16 protein-coding genes are annotated in these 20,052 nt (G+C 54.6%); 8 read left to right on the top strand and 8 right to left on the bottom strand.

Going from position 1 to position 20,052, the window contains the following annotated elements; all coding sequences use genetic code 11:
• Nucleotides 1-58: 58 nt before the first annotated feature.
• From CIK74_RS16860 to CIK74_RS16850, 3 genes are all read right to left on the bottom strand, one after another.
• Nucleotides 59-1,678, bottom strand: a complete 1,620-nt coding sequence (locus CIK74_RS16860) for a hypothetical protein (protein WP_096257537.1) — start codon at nt 1,676-1,678, stop codon at nt 59-61.
• The gene (locus tag CIK74_RS16855; RefSeq protein ID WP_096257536.1) at nt 1,668-2,354 is read right to left on the bottom strand and encodes an ABC transporter ATP-binding protein; all 687 of its coding nucleotides are present in this window, start codon (nt 2,352-2,354) and stop codon (nt 1,668-1,670) included. The genes CIK74_RS16860 and CIK74_RS16855 overlap by 11 nt, the downstream gene beginning before the upstream one ends.
• 64 nt (nt 2,355-2,418) lie before the next feature.
• Nucleotides 2,419-3,129 (bottom strand): queuosine precursor transporter, encoded by a 711-nt coding sequence (locus tag CIK74_RS16850; RefSeq protein WP_096257535.1) that lies wholly within the window; start codon nt 3,127-3,129, stop codon nt 2,419-2,421.
• Between the two features lie 341 nt (nt 3,130-3,470).
• Here CIK74_RS16850 and CIK74_RS16845 point away from each other — a divergent pair, with 341 nt between their 5' ends.
• The 5 genes from CIK74_RS16845 (at nt 3,471) to CIK74_RS16825 (ending at nt 10,480) form a co-directional block, all read left to right on the top strand.
• A complete protein-coding gene (locus tag CIK74_RS16845) occupies nt 3,471-4,217 on the top strand; it encodes a TetR/AcrR family transcriptional regulator (RefSeq protein WP_096257534.1) in 747 nt (248 codons plus the stop codon).
• 186 nt (nt 4,218-4,403) lie between these two features.
• A complete protein-coding gene (locus CIK74_RS16840) occupies nt 4,404-5,018 on the top strand; it encodes a hypothetical protein (protein WP_096257533.1) in 615 nt (204 codons plus the stop codon).
• A gap of 36 nt (nt 5,019-5,054) precedes the next feature.
• Nucleotides 5,055-5,879 carry a hydroxymethylpyrimidine/phosphomethylpyrimidine kinase gene (locus tag CIK74_RS16835; protein WP_096257532.1) on the top strand — a complete coding sequence of 275 codons (825 nt, stop codon included), beginning with the start codon at nt 5,055-5,057 and terminating at the stop codon, nt 5,877-5,879.
• A 339-nt stretch (nt 5,880-6,218) separates the two neighbouring features.
• Nucleotides 6,219-6,707 carry an FBP domain-containing protein gene (locus tag CIK74_RS16830; RefSeq protein ID WP_096257531.1) on the top strand — a complete coding sequence of 163 codons (489 nt, stop codon included), beginning with the start codon at nt 6,219-6,221 and terminating at the stop codon, nt 6,705-6,707.
• Nucleotides 6,708-7,162: 455 nt separating this feature from the next.
• The gene (locus CIK74_RS16825) at nt 7,163-10,480 is read left to right on the top strand and encodes a S8 family serine peptidase (RefSeq protein WP_096257529.1); all 3,318 of its coding nucleotides are present in this window, start codon (nt 7,163-7,165) and stop codon (nt 10,478-10,480) included.
• Nucleotides 10,481-10,616: 136 nt separating this feature from the next.
• Here the strand turns inward: CIK74_RS16825 and CIK74_RS16820 are convergent, their stop codons facing one another.
• From CIK74_RS16820 to CIK74_RS16805, 4 genes are all read right to left on the bottom strand, one after another.
• Nucleotides 10,617-11,879 (bottom strand): glycoside hydrolase family 3 N-terminal domain-containing protein, encoded by a 1,263-nt coding sequence (locus CIK74_RS16820; RefSeq protein WP_096257527.1) that lies wholly within the window; start codon nt 11,877-11,879, stop codon nt 10,617-10,619.
• Between the two features lie 25 nt (nt 11,880-11,904).
• Nucleotides 11,905-13,224 carry a Y-family DNA polymerase gene (locus CIK74_RS16815; RefSeq protein ID WP_096257525.1) on the bottom strand — a complete coding sequence of 440 codons (1,320 nt, stop codon included), beginning with the start codon at nt 13,222-13,224 and terminating at the stop codon, nt 11,905-11,907.
• Nucleotides 13,214-13,630 carry a translesion error-prone DNA polymerase V autoproteolytic subunit gene (gene umuD, locus CIK74_RS16810; protein WP_096257523.1) on the bottom strand — a complete coding sequence of 139 codons (417 nt, stop codon included), beginning with the start codon at nt 13,628-13,630 and terminating at the stop codon, nt 13,214-13,216. The genes CIK74_RS16815 and umuD overlap by 11 nt, the downstream gene beginning before the upstream one ends.
• A gap of 72 nt (nt 13,631-13,702) precedes the next feature.
• Nucleotides 13,703-14,860 carry a glycosyltransferase 87 family protein gene (locus tag CIK74_RS16805; RefSeq protein WP_096257521.1) on the bottom strand — a complete coding sequence of 386 codons (1,158 nt, stop codon included), beginning with the start codon at nt 14,858-14,860 and terminating at the stop codon, nt 13,703-13,705.
• A gap of 290 nt (nt 14,861-15,150) precedes the next feature.
• Between CIK74_RS16805 and CIK74_RS16800 the strand changes: the two genes are divergently transcribed.
• Nucleotides 15,151-16,008 carry an NAD(P)H-binding protein gene (locus tag CIK74_RS16800; RefSeq protein WP_096257519.1) on the top strand — a complete coding sequence of 286 codons (858 nt, stop codon included), beginning with the start codon at nt 15,151-15,153 and terminating at the stop codon, nt 16,006-16,008.
• Between the two features lie 67 nt (nt 16,009-16,075).
• The gene (locus CIK74_RS16795) at nt 16,076-17,020 is read left to right on the top strand and encodes an aminoglycoside phosphotransferase family protein (protein WP_096257517.1); all 945 of its coding nucleotides are present in this window, start codon (nt 16,076-16,078) and stop codon (nt 17,018-17,020) included.
• 209 nt (nt 17,021-17,229) lie between these two features.
• Here the strand turns inward: CIK74_RS16795 and CIK74_RS16790 are convergent, their stop codons facing one another.
• A complete protein-coding gene (locus tag CIK74_RS16790) occupies nt 17,230-18,507 on the bottom strand; it encodes an FAD-dependent oxidoreductase (RefSeq protein ID WP_096257515.1) in 1,278 nt (425 codons plus the stop codon).
• 310 nt (nt 18,508-18,817) lie between these two features.
• Between CIK74_RS16790 and CIK74_RS16785 the strand changes: the two genes are divergently transcribed.
• Complete coding sequence (locus CIK74_RS16785; protein ID WP_096257513.1) at nt 18,818-20,014, top strand: hypothetical protein; 1,197 nt, start codon at nt 18,818-18,820, stop codon at nt 20,012-20,014.
• Nucleotides 20,015-20,052 lie beyond the last annotated feature (38 nt).

Raw genomic sequence — 20,052 nt, 5'->3', positions numbered from 1 at the left:
CTTTGATAACGGCGGGTATCGATGAAATTTAGTAATCATCGATACCCGCCGTTGCGCTTTATTGGCCGTTAGTTACCGGATGTGAGGTTGCTGATTCACCGGCTCGTCGCAGCGCCGCGTAGCCCGGGTAAGCGCACAGCAATCCGAACGCCCAGATTCCCCATGGCACGGTTGAGACTGGTGTTAGCAACAGTAGGATCAGGGGCAGCCCCGAGGCTACCGCTTGGAGGAAATACCTGAGTTCGATAAGCATCAGCGAACCGGTGTTTATCTCATTGCTGGCACCAAGAATCAGTGCTTCCCAGTCACGTTCTCCACGCGTGGCTCGGCCCCAGGCAGCAGCACTCGTACCGCTGGCGGCCACCAATACGCCAAGGACCCAAAATCCAAGGTTCGCTGTGGGGATCATGCCTAGTGCTAACGGAAGCAACGAACAGATGCTCAAAATTACGAGAATCATGCAGAGCGTGAATCCAATGGCCGGGCGGACTAAGGCGGTGCGCGGCTGGCTCAACATCTGTGCCAACCCTGGCGCGCTGGCCAGTGGGCGGTTCAACCGGCCGAAGCTCTCCGTCAGCACCCATAACAGCAACACAAAAAATCCGGTCACTGCCAGTGTGTTAGCGATGGAACGTACCGCTAAAACCAGTGCGACAGTCAGCAATACCAAGTTTCCTGGTGCACGCCAATATCCTCCGCGCAGATATCGCAATAGAAGAATCTGGAGAACCACTGGCAGGTGGCGCAACGGCCGATGCCAAGAATTTCTTGATCGGGGACCTACGGATTCTGTAGCCGGTAGCATCCCGCTCAATTCCATTTGAGCCAAAGAACCGACAAGCTCATTCTGTTTCTGCCCCGCCAGTCGTAGGCTATTGGCCTTCACTTGGTCTATTTTGCGCGTTGCCTGCCAAATAACTATGGTTGCCAGCAGCAGTGCCCCCACGCAGCCAGAGGCCCAGAAACCTTGGTCAAAGGCCAGGTCTCCAAGCAGCCCATAAGCACCTTGGGCCCATGCGTTCTCAGTTAGTAACAGGCTCCACGAAATGCTCAGTCCCATAGCAAAGAGCGTCAAGAGCAGACGGCAGATTCTGCGTACTACCCGCGCCTGCGCAGCTATTTGCGCATGAGTTGCAATCGCGCTGAGCAAAGTTCCCGTCACGGCGAAGAAAACTAAACCAAAGAAGAACACCTGAACTTCAAAACGACCAGAAAGAGTAAAGAGGCCTGCCAGCCACAAGATTCCGATAAAGCTGTTGAGCAGAGCGCCGAGGATGAGTGCATTATAAAATGAACGTTTTCGTATCCCTCTGAGATCCACCGCTAGTGGTAACCACCAGGCGGCTTTGTCGGGCCGCAGACCACAGGGGCCCAGATATAATAGTCCCCTAAAACAACTCAGCAGCATGACTGGGAGTAGGGCCACCGTCAGTTCCTGTAAATCCCAGACGGCGCTGGGCAGTCGCGTTGCATTTCCCGCTGCACCTTGCAGCGCGAAGATCACCCCGGAAAGTGCGCTAAACAAATAGACCAGTGCGACAACCGCTAACAGCACCCAGATATACCCATCGGAGAATGCGTCGATGCGGGCTGAGCGATCCCGAAGTTTCTTGACTGTGCGGATCAGTTCTCTGGGGTCATAGGTTTGTTCTACCTCGGAGGCTCGTTTAGCGTTCAAGCCACAACGCCCCTGACTGCGCGTCAATCGTTTGCACCTGATCGCCATCCAACAGCACTACTTCGTCAAGACATTCACGAATCAGCTGGGGGTCGTGGGTAACCACGAGCAGGGTTACCTGTTTGGCACGCAATTGACGAAGCCTTCGATAGAGCTTAGTTCGAATGCGCTGGTCTAGCCGTTGCTCCGGTTCATCCAAGATGAGTAAGCTCGCCGGGCGGATCAAGGCGGCCGCCAACAGTAGTTTGCGCCGTTGGCCAGACGATAACTCCTGAGGTAGATGCTGCGTCACTTCAGTGAGTTCAAAAAATTCTAGCTCGTTGTCGACCGCTGCCTGCCACGCTTTGATCCGATGACCACGGGCCACCATTTCAAGATGTTCAGCCACCGTCAATTCTTCAAAAAACACACCGTCGGTGACCTGGACGGCGACTGCCTGACGAAACCGCGCCGAACCTTCATCTAAGGGGGAACCACAATAAATGACAGTCCCGGAAACCGCTGGTTGCAGTCCTAACACGGTTCGAATGAGGCTCGATTTACCGCTCCCGTTTGGACCGATAATCCCCAACCCGACTCCGGTTTGCACGGAGAAACTAATTGGTTCACAAAGAGCCTGCCCTGCATAGCCAATCAGCAGTTCGTCGGTTTCGATTTGCCTGTCGCCTGAGCTCATTTATTTAGCTTAGCGAGCACGAGGTTACTTGGCTGTCATCCTAACTGCTGATTGAAAATCGAGTTTAGACACCTGGTGCGGGTGCTGCATAACTTGGTTCACGCTTCTTGAACCAACGAATTACTAGCGAAGTGACCGGTACAAAGATGATTTCCACCGCCGTCTTGTAGACGAATCCGACCACTACATAGTTGATGAAGTTAGGCATATCGGTGATTCCGATGACAGGTGCCGCCACGGCACAAAAAATCAAGGTATCAAGGAATTCTCCGACACCACTTGACCCGATGAGCCTGCCTACCAGTCCACGTTCGCCAAATCGTTGCTTCATACGGACCAAGACCCACGAGTTGGCCAGCTGTCCGACGAGAAAGCCCAAGCCTGATGCCAGAACAATCTGCCAGATAGGTCCTAGCGTACGTTCGAGAGCTTCTTGCCCGTCGTAAAATTCGGCCGACGGCAACTGAATCATGATCCAAAAGGCGAACACCGCAAAGAACGCTAGTACAAACGTGACCAGGATAGACCACCTAGCAGCTTTGAGCCCATAGACTTCCGAAATCACATCGCCAAGAATGTAGGCCAGGGGAAAAAGGAAGAAACCGCCATCGGTGATGAACGGCCCGATAGTCACGCCCTTTGAGGCTCCGATATTGGAGAGTATGACTATGGCGCCCATGAGCGCGAGCACTGCAGAAAAATATGGAGATCCGGCGCTGGCAAATATCGCTTTGGAGGCTCGGGTACTTATTGGTTTGGCGTTCGGTTCGCCCATAAAAATTTCCTCGTTAAAAGTGGTTCGCCAAGACTCCGCATGGACCGACACCTGATTAATCAACAATAGTTTGCTGACCTGTCATGATGTGCCGGAGCGCTGTCCCGCTGTATTAGCACTTACCTAGTAAGTATCCCATGAAGACCTCAACCCACTCCAGTGACCTACTTCACGGTAACTAGGTTTATTGAAGCACAAAATACTTAATCTTCCATCTCACCTTGCACTCTTCAAAATATGAATTCGAGGAAAGAAAAATGGTCGTGACTCGACCCGCATCATTTGCAGCAAATTGGAGAGCTTTTTGAACGCGTTCAATATTTAGATACACTCAATAGAGTATGGGAACTCTTAGCCAGCCAACTCCGCTGAATCAGCCACGCACCGGCAAAGGACAACAAACCAAAGCCAAACTACTGCGCACGGCTTTGGACGCGTTTGCCGAAGACGGATATCAGGCCGCCAGCATGCGTGCTATCGCGCTGCGTGCCGGAGTTTCACTTTCACACGCTTATTACTACTTCGGGTCAAAAGAAGACATAGTTCTTGAACTGCTCATCGCGCTGCGGACCGAGCAATTTGAGTTATGCAGTGCACAACTCGACGAAGGCAACACCTTAGAGGCGAATATCCGCATTGCCTTCGACGCCAGCGTGCAGGTGATGGAGAAATACCACGATTTCGGGCCATCCTTTCTCAAGGTTTTACTCTCAAGAGACCTCGAAAATAGCGAACTCACACAGATCGAGATGACTTTATGGGAAAGCGTTGTTGTTGGAGCACGTCCGCTTCCCCCGCTGGCAATCCGGCGTGATTTACCCCGATTTCTCTGGCTGCTGTCACGGCAGATCTTTTCGACTTGGGCCTACGACAGTTCTCCCAATCAGCGCCGTTCACGTGCGCTGATGCGCAGCATAGCCCCGGTTATTGGCAAATTCGCCATCCTCTGCCGACTGCCGGTAGTACGTTCGCTCTTTGAAGATGTGCTCTCCCTAATGGATTCAGGTGCGAGTTCCATACAGGAACGAACAACCTCGACCGTTGAATCTGCCTATGAACATCGGTCCAGCAAAGCCAAAGCCTCTTAGCTACCATTTCCGTAGGCGCACACGGGTCTTCCCAGCTACCTGCCCCTTGCGCAATAGACCCTGCGCTAGCTCACGATAAGTACCTATCAGCACGCGGGCTTCGCCGTTGCATATTCACGATCTTTAAGGCGTAAAGTCGAAGGTACCGATCCATTATTTTCAAGGTGTTTAGGAGCTAATGTCACTATGAGCGGAAACGCGACTCCCCTGCCGCAGTGGACCGAGAGTTATGCCCTGCTCCGCGATCGCATTGCCACATTCCCGAGTACCGGTCAGCTACGCTCCGTTGACATCAATGGTGAAGACCCGGAACTTCTACGTTATTGGCCGACCAGCGGTTGGAGCCCAAGTAGCGAGTACCGTCGTCTGATCTTGCTCGGGGCACCAAATACGGAGGTTGCAGAATCGCTTAAAGCGGCAGGCTGGAATGAAACTTCCGCGATGAATCTGCTGGCTGCAAAACCAGATGATGTTGAGCAGGTAGTCAAACTCGCGGAAACCTCAAGCGTTTTTGAAGCGCCCATGGACAATTACGACGTCGTGGAAGTCGCTGAATTCGACCGCCCGGTAGCCCGTGGACGCATGCATTACGGATCAACTTATGGGCTTCTTTCAGACCCTGATTTGCAGGCGCCAACCAATCCGGACTTGGTACGTCGTGCGGTACTTGCAAACTTTGCCGGGGCTGCCTACAGTCACGGACTGCCGTGGATTTTGCTCGTTGCTAGTGCGGACCAGCTGGGTTCGATGACCGAGGGCTGGTCAAAAGCTACTAGTATCAGCATCTGGCAGCAAAGCTAAACACCAATACATTCCGTACTATCTTCAAATGGGACTATGACTACTTCATCAAATACCTCAGGCCCAGCCCTGACCTTGACTATTGCCGGTTCGGAAGCAACCGGAGGCGCCGGAGCGCAAGCAGATCTGAAAACCTTTCAGGAGCTCGGCACCTTCGGCATTGTTGCGCTGACATGCATCGTTTCCTTTGATCCAAAGGACTCTTGGAACCACCGCTTCGTTCCAGTAGATCAGCAGGTCATTGCAGATCAGCTCGAAGCCATTCAGACCTGTTACGAAGGTCAGCTTGGCACTGTCAAGCTCGGCATGATGGGCTCGCCAGCCACGATCAACACCGTCGCCACCGCGTTGCAGTCCCAGAAATGGAACAACGTACTTCTTGACCCAGTGTTGATTTGTAAGGGTCAGGAGCCAGGCCATGCGTTAGATACTGACCAGGCCCTGAAATCGACGTTGCTTCCATTGGCTAGCTTCGTCACCCCGAATCACTTCGAAGCCGAACAGCTCTCCGGGCTTTCGATCGATAACGAGGATGACCTCATTGCCGCTGCCAAGAAAATCCATGAGATTTCGGGGGCAGCCGTACTCGCCAAGGGCGGCGTACGCATTGCCGGCGAGGACGCTATTGACGTCTTCTACGACGGAACCACGCTCGAAGTACTCCGTGAGAAAAAGATCGGCGAAGTTGCTGTGTCCGGAGCCGGCTGCTCACTGGCCGCCGCGGTTACCGCCGAATTAGCGAAGGGTGCAACTCCGTTGGAAGCTGCACGCACCGCGAAAGCCTTTGTCACCGAGGGTATCCGAAACCGCGTCTCAGGAAACACCCCCTTTGACGCGCTATGGCAGGGCGGCCGGCGCTAAGGCGCCTGATATCGCAAGCGACAAAGGCCACATCCGGTTGGGTGTGGCCTTTGTTATGATTAAAAGATCACGACTCCAGATTTAACTCTGGAGCTCACACTGTCAAGACGTTGTGTGCCCGGGCACGCGGTAGGGAGGTCGGCTATGCAAGCCACTTTGACACCTGCCCCGTTCGTCCCCTCGACGGACGGGTAGCTTCCAAAACTCCACTGCCAACGCCGCCGGCGTTGCTGGTGCTTATTTGTGCTACCTTTTGTGAATTCGTTGCTGATGGGACATTCTTCTTCCACACAACTTTCCTGCGCCCTGAGTGCGCGCAGCACATTTTAAGGACCTGCCTTGCAGCCACTGTCAGAAAAAACCATTCGCTCCGCCTTCGTTAATGCCTCTCGCAGTGAAACGAAGAAGCTAACGTTGCCAGAAAATTTTGCGACGTTGGACTGGGAAAATCTTGAGTACCTTGGATGGCGCGATCCCAAAATGCCACAGCGTGGTTATCTTGTCCACAGCAACGCTGCTGGCCAAACGCGGGCACTATTGCTGCGTTCAGCAGATGGGACACGAAAGCGTAGCAGCCTGGCCATGTGCGACATGTGCCGAGACGTGAATATTCCTTGTTACGTCGGGGTGTTCAGCACCCGGCGGGCAGGCCAACCAGGACGCGACGGTGACACCTTGGGCACCATGATTTGCTCCAACTTTGAATGCTCAACCAATGTGCGCATTCCACCTCCAAAGAACGCGATTTACCCTGACCCGATGGTAGTTGTTGCCGAACGTATCGAACTGCTCGACGAAAGAGTGAACAGTTTTATCGGCCGTGTTTAACCGCCACTTCAGTTAGCTGATTTAAGTTCATTTAGCGGGCGCAGCATGCTCTAGCGGAGTATGTGGCGCCCGCTATTTCTAAATTCACGACCCCGCCCCGCGATCTCTGCGCACATTTGAACGCGACTAAGCAATGAAACCATTACCCACTGGTAACAATCGATTAAAAATATCTAAAAAGTCCTCGACCACTAGGTGCTGAGTAGGCGCTGTTTTGCTTGGTGATTCGCGGTTTTGAATATGAAGCAAGTGCAGAATACTTTTCTTTCCCAAAGATCACTATTCAATAACCCCTTGATATATGACGTGGGTCACCTAAGATTCCACAGTAGGAGACTCGGCGTTTTAGCGGACGTCGGCTCCGGTCATCACTCAATACGCACCTTCATGCTGTGAGTGGAAACCGTTGCATCTTCACATGAAAGCATCCCGCTTTCAGCTCAGCTAGGAGAATCATGGTCACTCGGCGCAATCCACGATTGCCGCGGCTCATCTTGGGCTCAGCCACCGCTTTAGCGTTGGCTGTCACAATGACAGGCCCGGCATCAGCTGCCAACATCCCCCAACCGTCCGACGGTGAAAATGCAGCCTCACTGCCCATCGTCAAAAGCCAGACACTTTCAGGACTAAAAGTCAGCGGGCAACTAGCCAAGGCCACCGGCGAGGTCTCGGTATTCGTTCAGCTCGAAGGCGACGGCGCATACAAAGAGGTCAAAAAGTCCGGTAAGAAAAAAGACAAGGACAAGGTTAAATCTGTCCGTGCCCAGGTTAAGTCCAAGGGTAAAGAGCTGGCCAAGGAAGCTAAATCCGAGGTTATCTACACAACTTCCAACGCATTGAGAGGCGTTGCACTCACCGGTGATGCCAAAGAGCTCCGTGCGCTAGCCGAACGTACAGATGTCGCGAAGATCAGCGCCATCGTGCCCAAGTCTCCTTCTAACCGCGGTGCGGTCATTGACACCGAAGCGTTGGACGCATGGACCGCGCTAGATACTACCGGTGAAGGCGTGAAGATCGCAGTGCTCGATACGGGCATTGACTACACCCACTCAGGCTTTGGTGGACCAGGCACCATTGAGGGCTACAAGAAGGCGCAGGCTTCCAAAGAACTGCCTACCGCGGATTCCGGATTGATCGACAGCAAGAAGTTCATTGGTGGCTGGGATCTTGTCGGCGACGACTACAACGCTGACCCCGACGCCCCGGATTACCAGCCAGTCCCTAACCCAGACCCGAATCCACTGGACTGCGAAGCTGCAGGTCACGGTTCGCACGTTGCAGGCTCGGCGGCCGGCTACGGCGTTAACGCCGACGGTTCCACCTTCACAGGTGACTACTCCTCACTGACCGCCGATGAAGTCGCCAAAATGAAGGTTGGCCCGGGCACCGCTCCCGAAGCTCAACTAATTGGTATCCGCGTCTTCGGTTGCGGTGGTTCATCCTCGGTGGTGGGGCAGGCACTGGACTACGTGCTTGATCCAAACGGTGACGGAGATTTCTCTGACCGCGCCGATGTGGTCAACATGTCCCTCGGCTCGGATCATTCACCGGTTCAAGACCCAGAAAATGACATTGTCGATGCCCTTTCTGAAGCTGGAATCCTTTCGGTCATCGCTTCGGGTAACGCTGGTGATGTCACCGACGTTGGCGGCTCACCTGGTAACTCTCGTTCCTCGTTGACCGTCGCAAACACCGTGGGATCCCAGGTCACCTTGGATAAGGTCCAAGTAGATGCGCCTGACGATGTTGCCGGTACCGCCGCAGGCCAGTACTCGTCAAACTTCAATTACACTTCTGCTGACCCGGCCGACTTGAGCGGTGACGTAGTAATGGCTCCGGCCAACAACGCTTTTGGTTGTACAGAATTTGAATCAGGTTCGCTGGAAGGAAAGTGGGTTTGGCTGCAGTGGAGCGAAGACGGCGAGTTCCCTTGTGGATCCGGCGCACGCTTCAACAACGCCGAAGCCGCCGGTGCCACCGGTGTCCTGTTAGATGCTGAAACTAACCTCTTTGATGCTGGCATCGCAGGCAACGCGAATATCCCAGGTGCACAGTTCACCTTGGACTACTCGAATAAGCTACGCCCAGCCGCCGAGGCAGGAGACCTGAAAGTCACCTTAGATGCTTCCTTCGTTGGCGCTGCTTCCGGCGAATCAGGCGTCAAGGACACCTTAAATTCGTCCTCCTCACGAGGCGTGCACGGCTCTAACGGCGTAGTAAAGCCCGACGTTGCAGCACCTGGCACGCAGATCGGCTCGGTTGGCGTTGGAACCGGTAACGGACCAGCGGTCATGTCCGGCACTTCGATGGCTACCCCAATGGTTGCCGGCGTGGCAGCACTGGTCATGCAGGGCAAGAACCTCACCGCAGCCGAAGCCAAGAGCACCATCATGAACACCGCAGCAGCGGATGTTTTTGCGGCTAATGGCGAGGCTTACGGTCCAAACCGTGTTGGCTCGGGCCGTGTCATGGCCAAGGCAGCACTTGATACCCCAGCCATTGCCTACGATTCGAAGGCAGCAGATCTGACCAGCGTGGTCTTCGGTGTCCTTGAAATTGACGGTAAGAAGAAATTCTCCGACACACGTTCAATCACCGTAGAGAACACCAGCGACAAGGCCCAGACCTACAAGGTCAACTACGTGCCCGCTACGCAGATTCCTGGCACCAGCTTTTCGTTAGATCGCAACAGCGTGCGCTTGGCACCAGGTGCCAAGACTCGGGTCAAGGTTACTCTGCAGGTGGATCCCAAGAAGTGGGTCAAGACTTTGGACCCAACTATGGAGACCGCCCAGCAGGGTCTGGCCCGCGCCTGGGTATCAGATGCTAGTGGCCGCGTTGAGTTGACCAGTTCAACGGCTCCCACCTTGCGTGTTCCAGTGCAGGCAGCACCTAAACTCGCAGCCGATATGACCGCTTCAGTCAAGAAGCTGAAGAAGGGTGCAAACACCACCGAGCTGAAACTCAAGGGTAAGGATATCCGTGTAGGCGAGGGGGCCACCTCGGTCACTTCCCTCCTGGGTGCCTTTGAACTTGGTGCTTCGAGCGAGCGCGGTCCTAAGTCGATGGACAGCGTTCCAGCAGCCCGCGCGATGGATTTGCAGCACGTTGGCGCAGCCAGCACCGCATCGGTAACCGGTATGGCCGATGGACTACTGAACATCGGCATCTCCACCTGGGATAACTGGGCACACCTTGCCGGCGGTACCGAGTTGGACGTCAACATCGATACCAACGGTGACGGCAAAGCCGACTTCGTGACCTTCACGACCGCACTTGACGGAATCGACCTTGACCTAGCAGCCACCTTCGACCTGACGACCGGTGCACAGGTAGACCTGCAGCCAGTCAATGGAGTGCTCGGAGATGTTGATACCAACAGCTTCGACACCAACGTAGCGATCCTGCCGGTATCACTTGCCGCACTGGGACTGGATGAGACTTCAGCCGAAATCTCTTACAGTGTTTCGAGCTACTCCTGGTACCACACCAACGATCAGGGCGCGATGATCCCCGTGGATCAGACCGACTGGGTCAAGTTCAACGTTGCCGAACCTCAGGTTGATTTTGGGGCTCAGGGCACCGTCTTCACCGATCTGAAGGGCACCAACATTCCGGTGACCGTGGCGGATCCATCCGTTGCCTCCAAGGCACTGCTGCTGCACCTGCACAACAGCACCGGAAAGCTCGGAAAGAAGAAGAACGAGACCGGCGACCGCGCACAGGTCTTGGACATCACCAAGGGTGATAAGAAAGGCAAAGGAAAAGGCTAATCTTTCCTGAGCTCAGCGTCTGCGTGTAAGCGTGCAGACCAAAAAGCTAGACCCGGGCGTTCCCTAGCGAGTAGGGATCCGCCCGGGTCTTCTCTTTGCCCAAAATAGCTTTATCCGGCAACAAGCCAGACAAAATTTATGAGTTCTCGCGAAGCTTCTCGGCCAGAATCAGCGTTGCCGCCTCGCGGACCTGCGCCGCCAGCTTGTCATCTTTTGCTGCCTGCTTTGCTAGGGCGCTCGCCATGGTCAGCGACTTATTCTCATCCACGCATAAAGGCATCGTGCCTCCGGCTTGAACAAATTTAATCGCACGTTGTCCTACCGGCACCGCGGAAACCTGTTTCGCATCACACAGATCATCGGAGATGATCAAGCGTTCATACCCTAAGTCTTCACGCAGCAAGCCGGTGATGATTTTCTTTGAAAAAGGTGCATCATTGTCTTTATCCAGTTGCGTATATTTGGCGTTTGAAATCATGATCCACGCGAGGTCCTGCTCAATGGCGGCCTTAAAAGGTTCTAGATCGGTGCTTTCCGCCCCGATTTTTGTGTCGGTAACCTGGGCATGGGTATCGGTGTTCAGGCTTACTCTGCCCAATCCCGGGAAGTGTTTGACCACCGGGTGCACTCCGGCATCTCTGAGTTCTTGGTTCACTACCAAAATCGCGGACGCAACATCCGCGGAATTATCGGCGTACTGCCGTCCAAATTTCCCGATAGGTGCGTTGCCCGTGCCCAAACTCTGTGGCACCACGTCGGCTACCGGGGCAAGGTTGACGTTGATCCCGGCCTCGGACAACTCAGTACCGAGCGTGGAAATATTCGACCGTAGTTTTTTCTTGGACCAAGTACCCTGTTCTAATGCGGTGGGTAGCTTGGTGAATCCGGTCCCTTGAAGCACCCGGACAAAGCCACCTTCTTGGTCGGTGGCTACCCAGACAGGTAGTCCATCGGGAACGTTGGTTTCCAAACCTTCGTGGAGTTTGCGCACACTGCCAGAAATCTTGGAGTGCGAGAGCTGCGACCTGCCACGAAGGAAAGCATTAGAGATTCCCGACTTCTTCAGCGAAGCGATGTGTGCCGCTGAGGCGCCGTCTGCCGAGACACCCGCCATGACCAAGCTCCGCGCCTGTTCAGATAGGCTCATCGAGTCGGCGAGCGCCACCGCTTGCTGTTGTAGTTCAGCTTCCGGGTCCGTTTGTGTGGGGCTGGCCGAGCTGGCTGTAGCCGAAGGCTCAATAGCCGATCCGGAGCTCGAGGGGTTTGGTGAACTGGGCTGAGTTGGCCCGGCAGTACTCGGAGTAGGCTGTTCCGCGTTTTCTGCGGGGGCCGTACAACCACTAAGTAGAAGTGTGCCGAGCAAGCTCAGCCCCACCATTCGACGCAGCACAGTAGACATGAACGTTATTGTGTCACCAAAACCTTCATGCTTGCACGGTAAAGAGTTCGTCCCAGTCACTGGTGTAGCGCGGTGACATGTGTTCGCGCTTCATAGACCATTCCGGCGCTTTGGCCAGGCCGGCACTGCCCAGGCCAATAGCCTTTGCGCCAAACCGTTGGGAGACCTGCTGCACGACATCACTGACGTTTACTTTTTCGGATTCTTCAGCCGATGTTGAGCCTAGTAGTCCTAGGTCTAGCTCATCGACTCCGGGGTGTTCGCTCAGCCCGGAGAGGATCACTCCGCCACGGACGTAGTCGATTCCTGGCTCCATCAACTCGTTCATCGCTGCTACTGCGATCTTTGTGAGCACAATTGGATCTCGGGTGGGCCTGACTAGTCGTATCTGGGCGCTAGGGAATGATGCGGCCGAGGTAGCAAAGCGGCTGGTTCCTGCGGTGACCGTGAGCAAGCTAGCGTAACGGCCTTCGCTGGCCAGACGGCTTGCTGCTTTCTGTGCGTAAATGGACATCACCTGATCCATCGCTTCACGTGTTCGCACAGGGGTGGAGAAGGAACGGGTGAACATTACTTGGCCCTTATCCGAACGCTCTTCCACCGGCCCGATACAGCGTTGCCCGTTGAGCTCCATCACCGTGCGTTGCAATACGACAGAGAACTTCCTGCGGATTAGTTGCGGGTCGGTGGCCTTGAGCTGGGCAATGCTTTGAACACCCATCCCAGTCAATTTTTGACCGGTCTTTTTGCCCACGCCCCACACATCTGTGGCGGGAACCTGCGACATGATTCTGGATACCAGCGCCGGCTCCATCAACTGTTCAATGCACACTCCGTCCATAGACGGATTGTGTTTGGCGATGTGGTTAGAGAATTTAGCAAGGGTTTTAGTCGCAGATACCCCTACGCAGACCGGCACCCCGATCGACTGAGTAATTGCGGCGCGGATCTGCACGGCAGTGTCACGGACTTGTTCCAGCGTTCCGTTAAGGCCGATAAATGATTCGTCGATGGAATACACTTCCTGCCAGGTGCCGAAGCGGCCCAGGAGTTCCATCACCCGTGCCGATATATCCCCGTATAGCTCGTAGTTACTCGAACGCACCGCAAGATTGTGGCTGTCCATGAGGCGGCGTACTTTAAAAAATGGCTCGCCCGTGGCTATTCCTAGGTCTTTGGCTTCCTGTGATCTGGCGACGACGCAACCATCATTATTGGAGAGCACCACTACCGGACGATTACGCAAAGAATAGTCAAAGATGCGTTCGCAAGAGACATAAAAGTTATTCACGTCTACTAAAGCAACGTGATCACTGTGCCCGGATGTTCGCGGTTCAGCGGACATAGTGCAGACACCTAGTGATCACGCCGAAGACCTCAACTTCGTCTCCTTCGGTGAGGAGCACCGGTAACGGTGACTCATCGCTGAGTAATCCCACTTGTGAGCCCTCTGTCTGCCACCGGCGTACCAGCATCTGCCCGTTCAAGCTCACCACAATCATGGTGCCGTGTTTAACCGGCAGGGAACGGTCCACGATGATCTCATCGCCGTCATAAATTCCGGCAGAGTGCATCGAGTGACCCGATACCCGCATGATGAACGTGGCAACCCGATCATGAACGAGCAACCTATTCAGATCCAGCCCGCCATCAAAATAGTCACGCGCTGGGGATGGAAACCCCATCGCGGAAACGGCCTGCACCGGCCCTTGGGCTGCTCCTGGAGGCATCACTGATTCGGCATCCCGCATCTAGACACCACCCTTAGCTAGAACAAACATTCGAATACTAAGAATTGTACAGTGCGTGTGTGATAACTAAACTCAGCTGAGGGTTGGCGCCGAAACAGGCTTGCTGTTCACGATTCTTTTGGTGTTCGCCAGAGCAATCACAAGGCATAAGAGTTGGGTGAGCACCGGCACCGCGGGTAATACATAGCACCAGGCGGGCAGTTCTCCATCCGGGAAATATCCGGCAAAAGCCACAATTTGTTTAGAGCCAATCGACAGAATCAGGTAGCTCAGAGCCAACGCACCGAACATCGTGCGTCGCAGTACCGGCTTGAGCTCCAACGCTACGACAACCCACGCAAACGTGATGACCGGCAACCAGACCCAGTGATGGGACCAGCTCACCGGGGATACAAGCAAGGGGCAGGCGGAAGCAATGCCGAGCAACACCACAGGTTTTTGGTGCCCATAGAGTTTCCACAGCAGGGCAACAAAAGAAAGCCCTACACCGAGCGCCAAGATGAGCCACACCAAGGATGGTGCGTTCAGCCGCTCAAGCAGTCCTTGCAGAGATACGTTGTCGATATACCCCACGTTTCCTACCCGCGATGGATCCTGCACCACGTCCAGCCAATAGTCCAAGGTGTTCTGTGTCTGGAAAATTAGGCCTACAAGCTGGGTGCCTATAAAAGTAGCAATTCCAACGAACATCGCACGCCATTTACGCATGGCAAAGGGCAGGATCAAAAACGCGATCGGCGTCAGCTTGATCCCGGCACAGATTCCTACGGCAATCACAAACGGCATCAACGACTTGTAACGCACGAAGGTGAGGTAACAGGCACCGAGAATCAAGATGTTGATCTGTCCAAACCATACGGTGTCGCGGAAGGGAGCCGACATCAGCATTAAGCTGGTCAAGGTCAGCGGCGTGAGCACCGAATCAAGTGCAGGCCATTTTCCCGCCACTCGTGTGGCCAAGTCTTTGGCAACAAAAAAAGTCAGGATAATCGAGGCAGCCATGGTGAGCGTAACCGATACCCAGTAGGGGAAAAATGCCATCGGCAAGAACAAAATAGCCGCAAATGTCGGGTACGTAAACGGTAGCCCAGGCGAATTCACCGGACCCACGAACGGCCCATAAAGGGCTTCGGGTTCACGCAATAGCGTCAACGCACCTTCGCGATATACTGATAGATCCCACCCGGTCGGTTCAATGGCAACCAGCACAACAACTAGTGCCGCAACCATCAGAATTTCAAGGACTGCCGTGCCTGGATGGACCTTACGAAAAATTGAAGAACGAATCTTCTTACACCCCTTATGGTGATCGTTTTGAGCCAATCCGCCCGATTCGGCTTTTTACCCGCACCCCGCGATCATTCGACCGGCGGCCAAAGGCATACAACCACCCTATTTTATCGATTTATCGAGTTTTGTGTTGCACCTTCGGCTTCTTCACGTTTAACGCGCGCCACGTCACGCTTTATGGTTAGAAGGAAGGCACCGTTTCGGGTGTCTCGCTACGTTGGAGGTGCCAGATGAAAATACTTTTGATCAGTTGTGGAGATGTCGCGACCGAGGCAGGACTACGCTTTCATGCCGCCGGACATCAAGTCACCGCGTGGCGTCGTGATAGCTCGAAGCTCCCGGCGGTCTTCACCGGATATAACGTCGACCTACTCAAAGCGGATTCTTGGCCTCAGATTGATCCAGAAACTGATCTTGTCCTCTTCACCCCGGTACCTGCCACCCGTGATGTGACCGGATATGAGCGAGGCTATCTGCATACAGCGCACCGATTAATTGATACTTTAAAAGTCTCCTGCCCACGCCTCAAACGACTCATTTATGTGTCCTCTTCGGCGGTCCTTGGCGGTTCCGAGGGGCAACTGGTCAATGAGACCGCGCCCCTTGCACCGGCCCGTCCTACCGCGCAGGTGCTCGCCGATACCGAGACGTTGCTGGCCGCAAGTGGTTTGCCACTGACAATTCTGCGCGCTCCAGGAATTTATGGGCCGGGACGCACCAGACTGATCGATCTGGTGCGTTCAGGTTCGGCCCAGCTACCGACGCAGTCTCACTGGACTAACCGGATTCACCGCGACGATCTTGCCCAAGCCATCGTCCATGTGGCTTCGCTAGACCAAAAGGCCGAAGCACTGTATTTGGCTACCGACAGCGAACCAGCGCAACTCGCAGACGTTTATCGCTTCCTCGCCGAGGAACTTGGCTCAAAAATCCCCGAAATCTCAACGGAACCTCCAGCGTCGCGAAACGCCTCGGACCGTCGACTAAATAATGCGCGGCTTCTAGCGTCGGGTTTCATTCCACGTTTCCCAAGTTACCGCGAAGGTTACAAATCAATTCTTGCCAATGATTCGTCTCGTCATGCCTAGTTGAACAAGGCCTATGGAAACAATGAGCCCGCTAAACTCGAAGCCCCAGTGAAAGAAGGATCGCAGCGTGAATACTCTGTGGACACCGCGAATCAGCTGGGCGCAGCTTCCTGAACATGTCCGTAATGCGGTTGAAGTCATACTTGGCTCACCGGTCGTTGAAGCGCACGGCCAGCAAGGCGGGTTTTCTCCTGGCACGGCCGACAGGGTGCGTACCGCCGACGGACGTAGGGCGTTTGTTAAAGCCGTCGGTACCTCACTAAATGCTGTCACGCCGCGGCTGCTTCGAGCCGAAGCGAAGATCTCTGCCCTACTACCCGGAAGATTGCCGGTCCCGAAGTACCTAGGATCATATGACAAACAGGGCTGGGTGGCACTGGTCCTTGAAGATATTCCGGGCTCCCATCCCAAGACACCGTGGACACGTGTCGAACTTGAACGGGTACTCGATTCGTTGCATGTATTAGGAAGCCATCCGGTACCGAGCACTTTGACTCATCTGCCCGCGTTGCACACCGAGGTGGCTGCTGAGTTCACCGGGTGGGACCGCATCGACATCGATATGCCATCGAACTTAGATCCGTGGATTGCTGATCATCTCCCGCGACTTCAGGGCAGTGCGCGCACCGGATTATCTTGCCTCGAAGGGCAGTCTTTGGTGCACTCAGACATTCGTTCAGACAATCTTTTGCTGACCGAAGAAGGCGCCTACATCGTCGATTGGCCTTGGGCGTGTATTGGGGCTCCATGGTTTGATGCGTTATCGGTACTCATAAATGTGCGCTTGCATGACGCCGGGTTCGATGTAGCATCCGTCCTGGGTACCCACCCAGTTTTCGTAGGGCTATCGGCAGAAAATATTGATGGGTTTCTTGCCGGGATGTCCGGATATTTCATAGATGGTGCTCGGCAGCCCGCGCCGTCTGGTCTGCCCACCCTACGCAGTTTCCAACAAGCACAGGGTGAAGCGACCATCGGTTGGCTCCGTGAACGCTGGGAACCAACTGCCTAGTCTTCAATGAGTCGTAGCAATACCATTGAAGATTTTGCGCCATCACTTGCGGTTTCGAAAGCCCCGGTTGTAAGTCCACGCTGTTCTGTACAGTTCCCGCTAGTAGGCTCCAGGAATTACCGGACCTAAAATCGCAATGCAAAAGGCTCGGTTTATCATCGATCAACAATGAAAAACCGAGCCCTCAGCGATCAGATGTTTGCGCGGGGTTAGAAACCCTTACGCAAAGGGTTGAAGTGACGCGCCAAGGTGGAAACGGCCTGCCCGGTAATCTGCTCGGCGAGGATCTTGCCGGTCAATGGGCCTAGCGCAACACCCCACATGCCATGGCCACCGCCCACCGAGACGCGTGGAGAGGAGGTCTGTCCAACCAACGGCATGCCGTCGGCGGTGCATGGGCGTCCTCCCACCCACTCTTCTTTGCGGTTTTCCCAATTGATTCCTTGGTATACCGGTGCTGCAGCGGCGACAATTGCTTCGATGCGCTTTGGCTCCAGTTTGTGGTTCACGTCGCGGAACTCCATCGTTCCGGCAATGCGGAACCGATCCCCCAATGGCGTGCAAGCAACGCGCTGGGAAGGGAAGTAAATCGGGTGCGTTGGCATGCTTTCTGGCTCAACCGTGAACGAGTAGCCGCGGCCCGCTTGGACCACCACGTTAACACCAAACTTCTTAGCCAGATCGGTCATCCATGCACCGGTAGCCATCACCACATGATCTGCGGTGATCGCCCGTCCCTCGGAGCCAATAACGGTCACCGATCCACCGTTATCGCGCACATCGGTGACGTTGAACGACCCGATGATGTCTCCACCCCGGGCCACAACGGATTCGGCCAGTGATTCCATGAACTTTGGTGGGTTGAGGTAGCGCTGGTTTTTGATCGCTACGCCAGCTGCAACATTATTGGAGAGAGTCGGCTCGATAGCGCGTAGTTCATCACCGCTTAGCAACTCATAGTCCACGGAACCACCGGTCTTCTGAATCATCTCGAATTCATGCAGGAGCGCATCGCGGTCCTTGAACGAGGTGAAACCGGTAAGAAAAGGATCTGCTGGCTTGGTTTTTTCTGCCACACCAGGACCAGCCGAGGTGCCTTCGGCAATCTCGTCAAAAGCATCCAACCCGTGGGTACCAATTTCGGAGTAAATACGCATGGCTTCTTCCCACTTTTTAGGAGTGGAGTGCCAGGTGAAACCAAGAAGGAAGCGCAGGAGCTTTCCATCAGCCTTCAACGGAATATATAGGGGTGAGGCCGGGTCAAACATCATCTTCAAACCATTAGAGAAGATTGATGGTTCTGCGATAGGCAAGGTCAATGCCGGAGTCAACCAGCCCGCATTTCCCCACGACGAACCCGAAGCCACACCACCACGGTCCACTACGGTAACTTTGACGCCGGCTTCCTGCAGGTACCAAGCCGTCGACAATCCGACGAATCCGGCACCAACAATTACGACATGATCCGGTGCTGGTGTTACCGTCATGGGCTACTCTCCTCAAAAGACTTTTATAGCTCATCAAAAGAGCCTTATGTCTTCACTGTCGCGCGAACTGCAGGGAAAATCAACGAGCACTGAGGATTCAACGGTGACGGCGACCACATATCTGTGTGACTTGTATTTTTAACTGCAATTCTCACTTTTTGCCGTAGAAAATACGGGTCTTTGAAAGTATCCCCTTGCTATCCCCGGCTCGCGATTACGCTGGCTCCCACTGAACAACGTCGATTTGAGCGTCCTGCGTAGACTGGAAGTGACGACCTTTTCCCGTTTAGCGAAGGAACAACAACAGATCATGGCATCACGCAAGCCCGCCAAGAAAAAGGCCTCCTCGGGCCATCCAGCACGCCAAGCTGGGGCTAGTAGCGCACCGTTTGAATCTGAAGTTCGACAGGCCTTACAGCCGTTCAAATCTCAGCTATTCCGCCACTTTCAAGCTGACGACCAACCATCAAGCGAAACACGCGCCGGCTTGGAAGGTCTCACCACCTTGTTGGTCGCTCATGCACAACTACGCAAGAGCGTAGATGTCACCACATTGGACCCCACCATTCTTGGTGAACAGCTGGGGCACCTAGCTTCCATAGGCAAAGAAGTCTCCGAGGCTAGCGCCGCCATCCTCAAGCACTACCTAACTTTCTTGGGCACCACCGCGAATTTTGGCGGCAGCGTTGAGGAATTCAAGGAAGTTTTTGAGTTTCTCTCTCGCATGGCCGGCGATTCACCCATCGTTGTTCCATTCATGGACGACGAGGAAGCCAACTCGGTCTTAGAATCCATGCCATTCGTTTATGCTGCACGTGAACTGATTGAATGGGTCGGCGAAGGCAAGCCGAGTGATCCAACAGGAATGATCAGTGGGCAAACGCTCCAAGAAGCAGCAGAAGCTCTGGGCCTCATGGTCACCGTTGATGAATCCAGTACACCAGAAGCGAATCCGTGGGAGCCCGAAGACGGAACCGTGGTAGCGGACTTGGCATCAATTCCCCGCTTGGCCGCTTACTGGGATGCCTTTATCGGCACTGCCATGCTTCGCTACAGCTCACCGCAGGCTGTACCGACCGATTCACTTCGCGAGGCACTCCTTGCATCCAGCGGAGCTGGCGCTCGTCTGATCAAGGAACTGCTCGCCGAGATCATCTACTCGCATGTGCTGATCAATACCTTGCAGACCCCCGGACAGGCCCAGGTTGCGGAGATGGTCGCCGGACTTCTCACCCACGCTGCCTCTTCGAAGCCGCCGCGGACCGAATTTGCTTTGCACATCCCCTCCGAAGACGACCTGCCGGTTGAGCAACACCACCTCATTTCGAGCCTTGAGGTCGCGGTCCCACAGGTTGAAATCATCCTGCGCACCTTTGAACGCGAAGGCCTACTGACTCTGGCAGAGGAAATCACCGTACCGGTGATCCTGCGGGCTGCACTTGAGCGCGCGCTTTCTAAGGTGTCGGACCACGTTCTTGAAAATGACTCGTCGGGAGCTGGCGAGTAGCCCTCGCGCAAAAGGCCAAAAGGGGGTCCTGGGCAGCA

The organism is Glutamicibacter sp. BW77, from assembly GCF_002332285.1.
Lineage (GTDB): Bacteria > Actinomycetota > Actinomycetes > Actinomycetales > Micrococcaceae > Glutamicibacter > Glutamicibacter bergerei.
Note: the sequence above shows the minus strand (reverse complement) of the source record. Positions and strands in the feature narration are given on the sequence as shown.

What these genes read in the sequence shown, in the direction of transcription:
- CIK74_RS16855 (WP_096257536.1), bottom strand. Translation starts at nt 2,354, where the DNA reads ATGAGCTCAGGCGACAGGCAAATCGAAACCGACGAACTGCTGATTGGC.
- CIK74_RS16850 (WP_096257535.1), bottom strand. Translation starts at nt 3,129, where the DNA reads ATGGGCGAACCGAACGCCAAACCAATAAGTACCCGAGCCTCCAAAGCG.
- CIK74_RS16845 (WP_096257534.1), top strand. Translation starts at nt 3,471, where the DNA reads ATGGGAACTCTTAGCCAGCCAACTCCGCTGAATCAGCCACGCACCGGC.
- CIK74_RS16840 (WP_096257533.1), top strand. Translation starts at nt 4,404, where the DNA reads ATGAGCGGAAACGCGACTCCCCTGCCGCAGTGGACCGAGAGTTATGCC.
- CIK74_RS16835 (WP_096257532.1), top strand. Translation starts at nt 5,055, where the DNA reads ATGACTACTTCATCAAATACCTCAGGCCCAGCCCTGACCTTGACTATT.
- CIK74_RS16825 (WP_096257529.1), top strand. Translation starts at nt 7,163, where the DNA reads ATGGTCACTCGGCGCAATCCACGATTGCCGCGGCTCATCTTGGGCTCA.
- CIK74_RS16820 (WP_096257527.1), bottom strand. Translation starts at nt 11,879, where the DNA reads ATGTCTACTGTGCTGCGTCGAATGGTGGGGCTGAGCTTGCTCGGCACA.
- CIK74_RS16815 (WP_096257525.1), bottom strand. Translation starts at nt 13,224, where the DNA reads ATGTCCGCTGAACCGCGAACATCCGGGCACAGTGATCACGTTGCTTTA.
- umuD (WP_096257523.1), bottom strand. Translation starts at nt 13,630, where the DNA reads ATGCGGGATGCCGAATCAGTGATGCCTCCAGGAGCAGCCCAAGGGCCG.
- CIK74_RS16805 (WP_096257521.1), bottom strand. Translation starts at nt 14,860, where the DNA reads ATGGTTGCGGCACTAGTTGTTGTGCTGGTTGCCATTGAACCGACCGGG.
- CIK74_RS16800 (WP_096257519.1), top strand. Translation starts at nt 15,151, where the DNA reads ATGAAAATACTTTTGATCAGTTGTGGAGATGTCGCGACCGAGGCAGGA.
- CIK74_RS16790 (WP_096257515.1), bottom strand. Translation starts at nt 18,507, where the DNA reads ATGACGGTAACACCAGCACCGGATCATGTCGTAATTGTTGGTGCCGGA.
- CIK74_RS16785 (WP_096257513.1), top strand. Translation starts at nt 18,818, where the DNA reads ATGGCATCACGCAAGCCCGCCAAGAAAAAGGCCTCCTCGGGCCATCCA.